At 64.9% G+C, this 14,071-nt stretch carries 11 protein-coding genes and 1 tRNA gene; 1 reads left to right on the top strand and 11 read right to left on the bottom strand.

All coding sequences use genetic code 11. The features are described from left to right. The 8 genes from QRX40_RS02205 to QRX40_RS02240 form a co-directional block, all read right to left on the bottom strand. Window positions 1–1,350: a Maf family nucleotide pyrophosphatase gene (locus tag QRX40_RS02205; RefSeq protein WP_313835974.1), complete on the bottom strand. Its 1,350-nt coding sequence runs from the start codon at window positions 1,348–1,350 to the stop codon at window positions 1–3. After that, on the bottom strand, window positions 1,340–2,392 hold the full coding sequence (gene thrB / locus QRX40_RS02210; RefSeq protein WP_313835976.1) for a homoserine kinase: 1,053 nt from the start codon (window positions 2,390–2,392) through the stop codon (window positions 1,340–1,342). Before thrB ends, QRX40_RS02205 begins: the two co-directional genes overlap by 11 nt. Beyond that, the gene (locus QRX40_RS02215; protein WP_082067735.1) at window positions 2,392–3,732 is read right to left on the bottom strand and encodes a homoserine dehydrogenase; all 1,341 of its coding nucleotides are present in this window, start codon (window positions 3,730–3,732) and stop codon (window positions 2,392–2,394) included. The genes thrB and QRX40_RS02215 overlap by 1 nt, the downstream gene beginning before the upstream one ends. 113 nt (window positions 3,733–3,845) lie before the next feature. Next, the gene (locus QRX40_RS02220; protein ID WP_396184157.1) at window positions 3,846–5,417 is read right to left on the bottom strand and encodes a diaminopimelate decarboxylase family protein; all 1,572 of its coding nucleotides are present in this window, start codon (window positions 5,415–5,417) and stop codon (window positions 3,846–3,848) included. Window positions 5,418–5,444: 27 nt separating this feature from the next. Further along, a complete protein-coding gene (gene argS / locus QRX40_RS02225) occupies window positions 5,445–7,202 on the bottom strand; it encodes an arginine--tRNA ligase (protein WP_313835978.1) in 1,758 nt (585 codons plus the stop codon). Between the two features lie 43 nt (window positions 7,203–7,245). Further along, window positions 7,246–7,635, bottom strand: coding sequence for a Rid family detoxifying hydrolase (locus QRX40_RS02230; RefSeq protein ID WP_015022467.1), 390 nt, complete (start codon window positions 7,633–7,635; stop codon window positions 7,246–7,248). A gap of 104 nt (window positions 7,636–7,739) precedes the next feature. Further along, window positions 7,740–9,494, bottom strand: coding sequence for a pyruvate oxidase (gene spxB, locus QRX40_RS02235; RefSeq protein WP_045924872.1), 1,755 nt, complete (start codon window positions 9,492–9,494; stop codon window positions 7,740–7,742). A 289-nt stretch (window positions 9,495–9,783) separates the two neighbouring features. Further along, a tRNA-Arg gene (locus QRX40_RS02240) sits at window positions 9,784–9,859 on the bottom strand. Window positions 9,860–10,223: 364 nt separating this feature from the next. On the opposite strand from QRX40_RS02240, the gene QRX40_RS02245 reads away from it, so the two are divergent. Continuing rightward, complete coding sequence (locus tag QRX40_RS02245; protein ID WP_313836359.1) at window positions 10,224–10,853, top strand: hypothetical protein; 630 nt, start codon at window positions 10,224–10,226, stop codon at window positions 10,851–10,853. 18 nt (window positions 10,854–10,871) lie between these two features. On the opposite strand, the gene QRX40_RS02250 is transcribed toward QRX40_RS02245, so the two are convergent. The 3 genes from QRX40_RS02250 to QRX40_RS02260 form a co-directional block, all read right to left on the bottom strand. Beyond that, window positions 10,872–11,837, bottom strand: a complete 966-nt coding sequence (locus tag QRX40_RS02250) for a tetratricopeptide repeat protein (protein ID WP_313835981.1) — start codon at window positions 11,835–11,837, stop codon at window positions 10,872–10,874. A gap of 117 nt (window positions 11,838–11,954) precedes the next feature. Continuing rightward, on the bottom strand, window positions 11,955–12,980 hold the full coding sequence (locus QRX40_RS02255) for a hypothetical protein (protein WP_313836361.1): 1,026 nt from the start codon (window positions 12,978–12,980) through the stop codon (window positions 11,955–11,957). Between the two features lie 5 nt (window positions 12,981–12,985). Next, the gene (locus QRX40_RS02260; protein ID WP_313835982.1) at window positions 12,986–14,062 is read right to left on the bottom strand and encodes a hypothetical protein; all 1,077 of its coding nucleotides are present in this window, start codon (window positions 14,060–14,062) and stop codon (window positions 12,986–12,988) included. Window positions 14,063–14,071: the final 9 nt, after the last annotated feature.

The raw sequence follows: 14,071 nt of genomic DNA on the forward strand, positions 1-14,071 counted from the left end.
TCAGCCTTCGGCTGCCAGGGCCTTCAAACGCTGCAGGAAGTGCGGCCAGTCCTGTCCGAAGGCCTTCAGAAGGGGCAGGTCCGCGACCTTGTCCAGATCCACCCATTCCAGGGCAATGCTCTCATCGTCATTCATGCGGGGCTCGACCTGGTGGCCGGGGCGCTCGAAGGCCAGGATGGTCGTATAGCCCCAGGGGCCGTGGTCCTCCAGGTAGGAGCCCACCACCTGGATGTCCTCCGGACGGATGTTGGCCTCCTCATAGCTTTCGCGCAGGCCGCCCTCCAGGGGGTTCTCCCCGTCCGAGATGGCGCCGCCCGGCACACCCCAGGTGCCGCCCTCGGCGCTCCAGCGGGCCCGGTGTTGCAGAAGCACGCTGATCGGCGCGCCCGTGCGGGCATCGCGCCGGGCCAGCAAGACGCCGGCAGCCCCGTTGAGCCCCCAGTGCCGCTTGCCGCAGGCACAGTTCACCCACCCGTCGCCAGGCTGGTGGACGTTCTCCACAGGGGCGACCAGTCCCTCAGGCCCATGCGTCGATCCGTCTGCCTGCTGCCGCTCAGGCTGGACCCGTTGGGCCCACAGGTCAGGCCAGGAGACGCCCAGCTCCTGGGCCAGGGCGCGCAGAGTGGGCATGCTCAATCCCATCACTGCGCTGGGATCGCCCTGGATGCCCTGGATGAAAGCGCTGCCCAATCCCTCCAAGGTGAAGGAGCCGGCCACCTCCAAGGGTTCGCCGGTGGCCACATAGGCCTGCATGGAGGCCCGGTCATAGTCTCCGAAGGTCACCTGGGCGCTACTGACCGCTCGAACCCGTCGGCCGGTGGCCAGATCGATCAGACAGTGACCGGTGACCAGGGTGCCTGTTCGGCCGCGCATGGCCATCAACCGCTCCAGAGCACGCTCCGGCTGGTGAGGCTTGCCCATGACGGCGCCGTCCACGCTGAACAGCGAGTCGCACCCCAGCAGGAGGGGCCCACGCCCGGCTCCGAGCATCCCGCCCCAGGCTCCGATGACCTGGCTCATGGAATCCCTGGAGGATGCATCCGGATCACCCTGGCTCAGAGGCCTGAACGTGACCAGGTCGCCCCGCGAGCGCCTTTCGGCATCCTTGACGGCATCCATGGTCGCTTGGACAGCCGAAGCCTTGGCCTCAGCCAAGACAGCGACCCGCTCGCGCGCATCCAGGTCCTCCAGGTGGCGGCCCAGTTTACGGGCCTGTTCAGCCAGGACGGCCGGCTCATCCACCTTTGAGGGTCGGATGATGGGGTCAATGCCCGCCTGGATCAGGAGCCTCCGCCGGGAGGGTGAGGATGATGCCAGAATGAACGGGATATGCCTGTCTTCAGTGTTCACGATTGCCTTCCTGGTCCCGTTCCACCTGGACCCCCCGGCAGTCCACATCCAAGGGCAGAATCCGCCAGCGGCCGGAATCCAGATAGTCCTTGGCAATGGTCCGCAGCTCATTTTCGGCATCACCGTAATGCAGGACGATGATGCAGGGACCGGCTCCAGAGACGGCCGCCGCGTAGCCCCGACTGCGCAGGAGCTGCAGGAGCTTGGTTGAGGAGGGCATGAGCGCGGCCCGGTATGGCTGATGGAGCCGGTCCTGGGTGGCGACGAAGAGCAGGGCGTTGGCTCTGGCAGACTGCTCGGCTGCCTCTGTCTCCAGGTCATCCAGGGACTCGGGGTTCAGAGCGCCAGGAATCAGGGCCGCCCTTGACAGGTTGTGAACGGCATCCGCGTAAGGCACCCGGTTGGGCAGGGCCTGTCGGGCCTTCTGTGTGGACAGATGGGTGCCGGGAACGAAAACCGTGGCTTTGATGGCCGGGTCCACCTTGTAGCGCAGGGTGTGGTAGCCGCCCTCCAGGGGCGCGCCCCCGGCTATGGGCAGGGAACCCACGCCCTCGCCAGTGGCCAGATCATAGGAGACGGTCAGCCCACCGTAGACGGCAGGCGCCACATTGTCGGGATGCCCCTCGATCTGAGCGGCCAGGGCGAAGACGGCATCACGGCGCAGTGGGCCAGTGTGGGCGAAGGCCGCAGCCGCCGCGATTCCGGCCACGATGGCCTCAGCACTGGATCCCAACCCTCTGGCCTGGGGGATTCGGTTGACCGCGCGCATGATGAAGCCGAACCTTGGCAGTCCGAAGACCTGGCAGGCCCGCCTGAAGGTGGAGACGACCAGGTGGGTCTCGTCTCGGGGCAGGGTCCGCTCCCCCTCGCCCTTGATGACCACATAGGCGGTGGTGTCGCCCGGGTCCACGGAACGGGTGAAGACGATCTCGTCATGGTAGTCCAGCGCCAGGCCGACCGCATCAAAACCTGAACCCAGGTTGGCGCTGGTGGCCGGCACGCGCACCCGCACTGTAGACGGGCCCTCTGTGGCAGCGGCCATCATTGGGCCTGCCGATCGAAGACGCGAAGGATAGAGGCCTGCCCAGTGACCGAGTCGAAGGTGGAGATCCGCTCGACGACCTGCCGCAGGGTCACCTCGTCGCACAGGTGGGTGACCACGCGCAGCTGCTGGATCTCGCCGCTGTAGCCCGGGTCATGCAGGGTGGGCTTGATGTCCTGGTTGACGCCGTTGATGGAGATGCCCGCCTCGGAAAAGACCTGGGCGATGGCCGCCAGCACGCCAGGCTTGTCGTGAATGAGGAAACGGACGGCAAAGGCGGCTCGGGATGAATCCAGAGGGGCCATGGGGATGTTGGCGTACATGGGGATCCCCGGACCCATGCCATGCTGGACGATGTGGCGCGCCTCGGTGACCACGTCCCCCAGAACGGCTGATGCTGTGGGCGCCCCGCCGGCACCCCGGCCGTAGAACATGAGGTCGTCGGCGGCCTTGGCGGTGACGAAGACGGCATTGAAGCTGCCATGGACCGAGGCCAGGGGGTGGCTGTCGGGAATCAGCGCCGGGTAGACCCGGGCGGAGATGCCCTGTTCGCCGCGCTCAGCCACGGCCAGAAGCTTGATGACCCGGTGCTCGGTCTGTGCGGCCGCTATATCGTCGGCGGTGATGGTGCGGATGCCCTCCACGGGTACATCATCCATGCGCACATCAGTGTGGAAGGCCAGCGTGGCCATGATTGCGGCCTTGGCGGCTGCATCCAGCCCGTCCACATCGGCGGTGGGGTCCGCCTCAGCGAAGCCCTTGGCCTGGGCGTCGCGCAGGGCCTGGTCGAATTGAAGACCCTTGGTGGTCATCTCATCCAGAATGTAGTTGGTGGTCCCATTGACGATGCCCACCAGGCTGGTGATGCCGTCGCCCACCAGGGACTCGCGCAGGGGCCGCACGATGGGGATGGCCCCGCCCACGGCCGCCTCGAAGTAGATGTCGACGCCCCGCTCTTCGGCAGCCCGGTAGAGTTCAGGGCCATGCTGGGCCAACAGGGCCTTGTTGGCTGTGACCACGCTGGCGCCGGACTCGATGGCCTTGAGCAGCAGGGTGCGGGCCGGCTCGATGCCGCCGATCAGCTCGATGACGATGTCCGCCCGGGTGACCAGGTCGGCTGAGTCTGTGGTCAGCAGGGACGGATCGATCCAATCAGCCTTGACCTTGTCAGGATGGAGGACGGCGATGCCCACCAGCTGCAGGGGACGGCCTACTCGACTGGCCAGGTCCTGGCTCTGCTCCACCAGGAGGCGGGCGGTCTGGGAACCCACGGTCCCAGCCCCCAGAAGTGCTATGCGGATGGGCCTGACGGCCTCCTGCTGCTGCATGCGTTCAGGCATATGGATCCTCCATCCGCCCCATCGGGGCCTGTCGCAGGGTGTTGCTCCATCTTAGAAAGCCAATCCGACACCCGCATCCACCCCGGCGCCTGCTTCCGCCAAGACGGAGCGCATCATCCCTGATCCAAGGCCAGCAGGTCATCCGTGGTCTGCCGCCGCAGCATCAGATGGGCACCGGACTGGTCCAGACCTACCACGGCGGGGATCAGAGCCTGGTTGTAATTGCTGGCCATGGTCCGCCCGTAGGCGCCGGTCACCGGCACCAAAAGCAGATCACCCCGGCGAATGTCCGCTGGCAGGGCCACATCCTGCACCAGGATATCCCCCGATTCACAGTGCTTGCCGACCACACGGGCCTGGATACGGTCCCCGCTGCCATCCCGGTTGGCCAGGACAGCCGTGTATTGAGCTTCGTAGAGGGCCGGACGAATGTTGTCGCTCATGCCGCCGTCAACCGAAACGTAGGTGCGCACGCTTCCGTCAGACAGGGGGACGGGCTTGACGGTGCCCACCCGATACAGGCTCATGCCGCAGGGTGCCACGATCCAGCGGCCGGGCTCGAAGGCGATGACCGGCATGGGCATGCCCAGGCGACGGTTGATGGCGACCATGTCAGCCCCTAGGCTGGTCAGGGTCTGGTCCAGGTCCATCCGATCCTCATCCGGGGTGTAGGGCACGGAGAAGCCGCCGCCCAGGTCCACCTCGGGCATCAGGTATCCGTCGGTGGCCCAGAAGGTGTGCCGCAGCAGCATCATGCGCCGGGCGGCCTCGATGAAGGCCGAAGAGTCATGGATCTGGGAGCCGATATGGGTATGGATGCCCACCAGCTCCAGTTCCTTCTCGTGGGAGCGAATCTCCTTGAGCAGGGCGATAGCCGGTCCGTCAGCCAGGGCGGACATGGCTTTGATCCGGGCGGGATCAGCAGGTTCAGCGGGCCCGTTGGCGGCCGAATACAGGGCTGAAGACGACCGGGAGACCACGGAATCGCCAGGAGCCAAGGAGGCGTCATTCTTTGTGGCCGCCGAAGCCGCTGCCCCAGCCTGTCCGGAGGATCCAGGCTCAGGCCCGAGGTCCAGCAGGCCCACGTCAGTGCCCTGGGGCAGCAGGGGGATGCCGAACTTCTGATCCTCGTGGGCAGTGGAAATGTACTCGTGGCCGCCGGCGTGCACACCCACGGTCACCCGGAGCATGACCTTGGCGCGACGCCCCTGGGCCCTTGCAGCAGCGGCGATTCGCGCGGGCTCGTCGGGCGCATCGATGACGATGGCCCGGTAGCCCTCCTTCACAGCCAGATCAATCTCCTGGTCGGACTTGTTGTTGCCATGCAGGACCAGACGACGGCCAGGGGCACCAGCAGCCTGGGCAATCAGCATCTCGCCCAGGGAGCAGGTGTCGATATCCAGCCCCTGGCGCAGCATGATCCGCACGGTCTCCTTGCTGAGGAAGGCCTTGCCCGCGTAGCTGACCCTGGTGGTCGCACCACCCAGGTCCCGCAAGGCCGCCTGGCGGAAGGCCGAGGCCCGTTCCGCCATCATCGCGGTGTCCATCAGATACATGGGGGTGCCGTAACGCTTGGCCAGGTCCTCCATGGGGCACCCATGCATGGTCAGCATGCCCTGACGGTCCCGCTGCAAAGCCTCGGGCCAGAACCCGTAGGGCCCCAGCCCGCACATCCCTGTTTCCATCAACGACCTCCTGGTGACCTTGAGGGCTTACATACGGTCCGGAGCCTGGACGCCCAGCAACCCCAGACCGTTGGCGATGACCTGCTGCACGGCGTCATTGAGCCGCAGACGCGCCGCTGCCCGGGCCGGCTGTGGATTCCTGTCCTCGTCCTGGTCCAGATCCGCCCGGCCGGTCGGCTCCATGGGCACCACGCGCTCCAGGTTGTACCAACGGTGATAGACCCCAGCCAGCTGCTCCAGGTAGTGGGCCACCCGGTGGGGGGCCTTCTGGTCGCCTGCAGTCTGGATCACATTGGGATAGAGGGCCAGGACGCCCAGAACTTCGTTGTCAGCAGCAGTGTCCAGCAGGGACAGATCGGCTCCGGAACGGTCGATGCCCGCCTGGGACGCGTTCCGATCCACGTTTTTAGAGCGGGCGTGCGCGTACTGCACATAGTAAACAGGATTGTCGTTGGTGTGCGAGGCCAGCAGGTCCAGGTCGATGTCCACGCTCTGGTTGTAGTCGGTGCGGGCCAGGGAATACCGGGCGGCATCCACCCCCACGGCATCCACCAGATCGTCGATGGTGACCACGTTGCCTGCCCGCTTGCTCATGCGCACGGCCTGGCCGTCCTTGATGACATTGACCATCTGGCCGATCAGGATCTGCATGTTCACGCCGGGAGTGTCCCCGAAGGCCGCGCAGATGGCCATCATTCGGCCGATGTAGCCATGATGGTCGGCACCCAGCATGTAGATGGCCTCGTCGCAGGGATCCTTGGACCTGCGACGCTTGTTCAGATAATAGGCGATGTCGGCCGCCACGTAGGCTGCGTGGCCGTCGGACTTGATGATCACCCGGTCCTTGTCGTCGCCGTAGGTGGTGGAGCGGAACCAGGTAGCCCCGTCCTTCTCGAAGATGTCGCCCTTGGCCCGCAGTTCGTCAATGGCCCGGTCCACCTGGCCGGACTCATAGAGGCTGTTCTCATGGAACCAGACATCGAAATTGACCCGGAAGTCACGCATGGACTGCTGGATCTCGGCGAACATCATGGGCACAGCCCGCGTACGGAAAGCCTCACGCTGGGGACTGTCCCCCTCGGCGCCGTCCTCGTCGCGCACCCTGGGCATGGCCAGGATGTCCTGTCCCTGGTCAGCGGCCTCCTTGACCACCCGCGAGGCGATCTCATCAATGTAGGAGCCCTTGTAGCCGTCAGCAGGCACGGGCTCGCCGTGGGCCGCCGCCACCAGTGAGCGGGAGAAGCGGTCGATCTGCGTGCCGTGATCATTGAAGTAATACTCCCTGACCACCTTGGCACCGTTGGCCTCCAGAACCCGGGCCATGGAGTCGCCCACAGCCGCCCAGCGTGTGCCGCCGATATGGATGGGACCCGTGGGATTGGCCGAGACGAATTCCAGATTGAGCGTGCGCCCGCTCAGGTGATCGTTGCTCCCATAGGCGGAGCCCGCCTCCAGGACCGCATCGACCACAGCTGCCGCCGAGGCCGAATCCAAGGTTATATTGATGAAGCCGGGACCAGCCACATCCACCTGGGCGATCCCGTCGTCCTCCCGCAGAGCCTCAGCCAAGGCCTGCCCCAGTTCCGCAGGCCTCATGCCGGCCTTCTTGGCCAGCTGCATGGCGATGTTAGTGGACCAATCCCCGTGGGAGCGGTCCTTGGGACGCATGACCGCCAGATGGTCGGCATCAGGAACCATGTCGGGCTCCAGACTCCCCAGGCGGCCTGACTGGGCCATCTTGACGGCGGTCGAAGAGATGATACGGGCAAGTGCTTCAGGACTCATGCCCTCAAGTCTAGCGACGGCGGCGACCAGCAGCCGTCCTGTCTCAGGCCAGAGCCACGACCTCGATCTCGACCAGGGCCCCCTTGGGGATGTCCGCGCCACCGAAAGCCACGCGGGCCGGCCGCACCGAGCCGATGAAAACCTGGGAGTAGGCCTGGTCCACCTGGGTGAAATCCTCAACCCGCCGCATAAGAATAGTGGCCTTGACCACCTTCTCCATGCCGCTGCCGGCTGCATCCAGGATGTTCTTGACGTTCTTCAGGGCCTGGGTGGCCTGGTCAGCCGCAGTGCCCTCCACCAGCTCTCCGGTGTCCGGGTCGATGCCCAACTGTCCGGAGACAAAGACAAAGCCCCCGGCCTTCACAGCCTGACTGTAAGCCCCCAAGGCCTGGGGCGCATATGGCGTGCCGATCTCTTCCGGTCCATCTTCCATGAGTCCGTCCTTTCCTTCAGGTCCGCCGCACCCATGCAGGGCCGAAGCCCCGGGCGGACACCGTCCACTATAGGAGTGCCCGCCCGGCGCAAGCGGCATCAGTCTCAGCCCTTGCGAGCCTCCTGACCCATCCAGTAGGCCAGGGAGCGCAGATCGCCGGCCTCGTAGGTCTTGACGAATTTCTCGACCTGGTCCGGATCCGAGCAGGTCTCCGGGAACCGCATGTAGCGGGTATCCAGAGGGCTGGCTCCTGTCAGCTTGACGTCGATGACCGAGGATCTGTCGGCCTTGCGAGCCTCGGAGAAGGCGTGGCGGGCATCGGCCACCGTACGCACGGTGAAGCCCAGGGCGCCCATGCCCTCGCCGACCTTGGCCCAGTCGGTGTCGGGCAGATCCACTCCGCTCAGAGGCTGATGGCTGTCGTCGCGCTGCTCGGCCTCGATGTAGCCCAGGGAACGGTTCGAGAAGACCACGTTGATGACCGGTGCATGGTACTTGAGCTGGGCCAGCACCTCCTCGCCGAGCATGGCGAACCCGCCGTCGCCGCTCAGGGAGTAGACGGTCGATTCCGGATGCTCCAGCTTGGCAGCCAAGGCGGCCGGCACGGCGTAGCCCATGGTGGCATGCTTGCCGGAAACGGTCCAGCGGTTGGTGGGCTTCAGATGCAGCAGACGCAGGAAGTCAATATCCACATTGCCCACATCGGGGATGACGATGTCATTGTCCTCAAGCTGCTGATCGATGACGTGGTAGACGGGCTCAGGCCGCAGGGGCGTGCGAGTGTCTTCGTTAAAGGAGGCCACCCACTGGTCCCAGTTCTCCTTGCTGCGCAGGCAGGCCCTGTAGAAGACGGACTCCTCCTGGTCCTGGCCAGCGGCGGTTATAGCCTTGAGGGCCTCGCGGGCATCGGCCTGGATGGCCAGGACCACATTGGCCTGGAAGCGCTTGCCCAGCTTGACCGGGTTCAGATCGATCTGGATGACCTTGGTGTTGGGGGTGACGAACATGGATCCGAAGGGGTTGTCCGAACCCACCCAGACCGTCAGATCCGAGGTGTAGATGGCCTCCGTGGCGGTCTTGGTGGCCACGCGGCCGGCCGACTGCAGGTAGGCAGGATAGGTGTCCTCCACAATCCCCTTGGCCGGGAAGGTGGAGACCATGGGCATCTTGAAACGCTCGGACATGGCGACCAGCTCATCGCGAGCGCCGGCAGCGCCCTGGCCGAAGTAGAGCAGCGGGGCCTTGGCGGACTGGATGATCTCCACCGCCTTGCTGACCTGGTCGGCCGCAGGCTTCAGAGGCTCCGGCTTGCGGAAGTTAGGCGCAGAAGCCACCGGGCGGTCGTCGATCTCGGCCCAGGCCAGGTCCTTGGGGATGATGACCACGGAGACCCCGTGGCTGGCATAGGCGCGGCGGATGGCCTCGTCCACCAGGGCCGGCAGCCCCTGGGCGTTGGTGGCGGCCCGGGCGAATACGGCCACATCGGTAAAGATAGGCACCTCGTCCATGGCCTGGAAGAAGTCCATGTTCATAAAGGCTTGGGGCACCTCGCCCACCAGGGCCAGCACCGGCACGCCGTCCTCACGCGCATCATAGAGGCCATTGAGCAGGTGGACCGCACCAGGGCCAGACGAACCGAAGCAGACGCCGATCCGGCCAGTCAGCTTGGCCTCGCCGGCGGCAGCCAGAGCTCCGGCCTCCTCATGACGGACCTGGATAAAGTCGATGCGCTCGCGCTCGTTGTGGATGGCGTTCATCATGGAGTCGAAGGAACCGCCGGGCAGGCCATAGATGCGCGGCACCCCCCACTGCTCCAGGACGTGAAGGACAGCATCCCCTGCATTGATTCGATTGGCCATGTGAACTCCTTTGCTTCACCGGGGGAAAGGAGGCTCCGCCACAACGCGGAAGCGTCGATCCTCCGCGACGTTCGGTCTTACCCTTTCACTATGGCACCTGAAAATGAGGACACGAGCGGGCCAAGGGCCATGTTCCTCAAAAGCTTAGTGATTCACCACACATATCGTGACGCATCGCGTGCGCTTATTTCATCCAGCAAGCGCCATGATCATAATCCCGGGCGTAATGACAGACGGGAGTCGTATAAAGAAAACCCCCGCGCTCTTCCTGGCTGCAGGGATTTCATCTTGGTGGGCTCGAAGGGATTCGAACCCTCGACCTTCTGTTCCGGAGACAGACGCTCTATCCGCTGAGCTACGAACCCGACAGCCACTTTCCAGTGGACAACAGAGACCATACTAGGACACTTTGCGCATTTTCGCACCCATGCGCGTCCTGACGTGTCGGTCCGGCTCCAGCCACTCTCGGCGTGTTGCCGCAAGATTTCAGGCGTTTCGTAGTTATTGTGATGGCAAGGCTTCGTGCCACCGCCCCGGTTGCGCCATTGCATCCTCATGCGGTGGCGCGAAGCCGCCAACATTCCCGGATGATCTTCTCTCGGGATAATCTACACTCTAGTTCCTTCACCCGGCCATCACAAGCGACCTTCACATACCTGGACTCCGAAGTGGGCTGTGGACATGAAATGGTGGCCGCAACCGGCCTACCGTACCATGGGATGCATGGCCATGAATGAGGACGAGGACGATTTCGAGTTCGAGCGCAGATTCTTCTGCCGGGACCTCCCCCGGGAGCTGCTCGGGGAGAGTCGGCCGACCCTGATTGTGCAGAGCTACTACGTGCATGAGGACAACTTTGCCCTGCGGGTTCGCCTTCAGGGGCAGGTGGACCCGATGGTGCCCATGACGGCCCGGACCGATGCCCTCCACACCCTGCTTGAGGAAGGCGACCACTTCGAGGCTGCCTCAATGACGGCCAAGGGGCCCTCCGTCGGCGGCACCCGCTACGAGGCCGAACGGGCCATCGACCCGGGCATCGCCCTGGAGCTGATCCTGCGCGGCGGCATTCCCATCGTCAAGAACCGGTATGGAGTCTGGCTGGACGAGGACTGGTGGAACCTGGATGTCTTCGGGGACGGCAACGCCCCCCTGGTGGTGGCCGAGGTGGAGCGGACCGGTCCGGTGACCGACCTGACCATCCCTGATTTTTGCGCCACGGAGATCACCGACGACCCGCGGTTCTCCAACGATGGGCTGGCCGGCCATCCCTTCGGCGACTGGGCTGCCGACTTTGACCGGGAGCTGAAAGCCAACGGACCGCGCTTCCTCACCAACTTCGACGAGAACCGAGATTCCTGACCCAAAGTCGGCAACTGATCAGTACATCAGTGTGGACAGACGGCGGCGGGCCTTGGCCAGCCGAGGATCGGTCGGCTCAGGAATGACGAAGTACTCCAGCAGACGGCGGCGGATGGGATCGGTCTGATCCCGGTGCCCGGCCAGAAAGTCCAGCAGACGATCGAAGGCATCCTGGATCTGGCCGCCGATCATGTCCACATCGGCCACATCCAACTGGGCCTGCAGGTCGTCAGGGGCATCGGCAGCCGCCTGACGGACTCTGCGGACATCGGCCGTAGCTGAACGGGCCATCAGCAGGCACTTGGCCTGTTCACGCTTGGCCAGATCATCGGTCGCGTCAGCCTGGACCAGCTTGCCATAGGCTTCGGCCGCAGCTGCATAGTCGCCCTCCTGGGCCAGCCGGTGGGCCTCCTGATGGGCAGGGGGGATGGCATCAGCCGCTGCCTGGCCGGCCTGCTCCTCTTGCCCCTGGTCGTTGGTCTCCTGGTAGGGGGCGCTGCCGGTAATGCCGGCCTTCTGCGCCATCTGAATCACCTGTGGGATGAGCTGATCGGTGATCTGGTTCATTTCCTCATCGGTGGGCAGCCCCTGCAGGATGGGCATGGGTCGGCCCGCCAGCAGGGCAAAGAGGGCCGGTGCGCCCTGCACCTGGAAGGTCTGGGCGATCTGCGGATTGGACGCGATGTCGATGCGGGAGAGCTGAATGCGCCCCTCCTGGGCATTGACGGTCTGGGCCAGACGGGTCGCCAGAGGGAAGAGGCGGTCGTCGGTGGGCACCCAGAGCAGGATCAAAATGGGGAAGGTGGCTGAGGTCTGAACCATGGCCTGGAAACTGGCCTCCGTGGTATCGATCACGTAGCCGCCGGCAGCTGGTGCACCACCTTTCTGGCCTGGCTCGGCATCGACCTGATGCTTGAGCGCACCCAGGTCGACCGCCCCTGCCAGCGAGACGCCCGGCTGCCCCTGTCCGTTCTTGTTCGCCATGTCAGTCCTCCTAAACCTCGCGACCGCCGACTGCAGCTTCGGCCCGCCCTCGATTGCATACTCCTGGGAGCCAATCTAGTCCAAGGGCCGGGCGTTCACCCAGCGCAATCCCGCCCTTCAGACCGCTTCCACCTTGATGGGTTCACGCTCGGCGCCCACGGCCCTGATGGGTTCGTGCGAGTCCGCCGAAGGTATGTACAGGGCGATCACGTTGACATAGGTGACCTTCATGGTGCTGGTGGGCTTGCCCTGTCCGAAGAGGGCCTTCTCGGCATCCGAGGCCGGCGAGGACTCGCGGCCCTCACCCGCCTGCCTGGTCCAGACCGAATCGATCCGGGCCACGACCAGATCGCCTCCATCGGAGGAGTGCATGACCCGCAGCTGCCCCTGTGCCGGGGTGAAGGTCTGCGACTGGTTGCCCTTGTTGGCTTCGATCCCCTGCTGAACCACCTGGGTCAGCGTGCCCAGGGAGGTGCGGAAGTCATCCTGGGCGAACTCCTTGGCGTACTTGCTGCCCTGGGGATTCTGCAGGAGGTCGGCATAGCGGCGCACGGCCTCCACCGGCGTAGCCTTGAGCCCCTGATCGTCGCCCTGCCCCATCCTGGCGCCGATGGTGGCCACCGGGAACTTGGGCAGCTGGGCCCCTTGGAAGAGCCGGGCCACCCCCCAGAGCTTGTAGTTCTCATGGGCGGACTCCTGGTCCAGCACCAAGAGGCGTTTGGACTGCTGATCCTGCGTGGTGGTGGTGATCGAAAAGACCGAGCGCGGCCAGCCAGGATCGCCGGGGATGACCGTCTGAGCGATGGTGGTAGGAATGGTTGTCTTCGGATCCAGCTGCCCGGTGGCCTGGGCAATGGTCAGTTCGCTGGTGCGGATCTCCAGCTGGGGTCCGCTGACCCGCTGATCCAGCCCGGCCGGATCCTTGGCCTCGTTGGCCTGGTCCAGAACAGCCCCGATGCTCTTGCGTATGCGGGCCTCTTGGGCAGGGGTCAGATTGGGCTCAGGAGCCGTGGTTGCAGTGCTCTGAGGCTCGGTCCGGCGAGCTTGGGGAACCTGCCCCTCGCAGGCAGACAGCCCCGGCAGAAGGACCAGGGATAAGGCCAGTGCCGCTGCAGCCGCCACCCTGTTCATCGACTTGTTCATACTCATCAGCGCTCCTCCTCCCCTTCGTGGGCAAGCCTGGCCAGGTAGGAGGCCATCTCCTGACTGCTGATGACCCTGGTGGACGACATATCGTCGGCTCCCCGATCGCCGCTGACGGTGCGGCCGTCACCATCTTCCTGTTGGTCGGCGACCATATTCCGATTGCGCGGGTCAATCACCACGGGCGGCCTGGGCGGTGGTCCTGGATCCCCCTGTCGCGCCTGGCCGCGGGCATGACGCCGACGCCGGCCCGAGGTCGAGCTACGCCGTTGCCCCAGGCCAGGCAGAATGGCGCTTCCCAGGGCCTGGGCCACGCTGACTTCGGGAGTTTCCTCAGACTCCTGCTCGGGCTCGTTCTGCTTGCGGCGCTTGGCCGGATCCATGGCGAAGACCGTGGCCGAAAGAACGGCCAGCAGGGCCAGCAACCCACCGGCAAAGTAGAAGGGCATAGCAAAGTTAGGCAGCTTGTCCCTCTGCCAGAGCATCTCCAGCCCCAGGGAAGGGGAGCCCTGGGGGACCGCCACCAGCAGGACGGCCTGAGGGTCGTCGGTCTTCAGGGACATCGACACGCTGCTGTCAGAACAGGTGACCTGTTTCCACATATCCGAATCCTGAAAGGCCACGCCCTGATCACGTTTGACGGCCTTGCCGGGGCTGGTGTCACTGCCAACGGACAGGGTCTGCCAATCATCCAGGCCACGCACCCGGGCCACATCATGCCCGGCCGTCCAGCCGGCTGCATCTTTGGCCGTGGTCAGGGCCATGCAGATGGTCGGCTTCTGCGACTTGTGCGCTGTGGACCCGGAGGCCCCGGCAGAGGCCGCATCCACACGCATGGTCACCCTGCTGTCCACCAGGGGAAGCACACCTGGATCGGTCACTACATAAGATGCCTTCGTGCGCGCATGTGCATCCACGTGAGCCGAAGGCCTCCAGACCGTGGCGTTCATGATGCCCAGCACAATGGCCGCCACAGCCAGCAATCCGAAGATGGGGGTGACGATGCCGCGCATGATCATGCTGTGACGCGAGGGCTTGTCAGGCCGCGTCATCTCATCTTGTTCTTCGGGTACTTGCTCCATATTATCGAC

Origin of the sequence: Bifidobacterium sp. H6bp9, from assembly GCF_032193695.1 — a bacterium.
In the GTDB taxonomy this organism is placed as follows: domain Bacteria; phylum Actinomycetota; class Actinomycetes; order Actinomycetales; family Bifidobacteriaceae; genus Bombiscardovia; species Bombiscardovia kimbladii.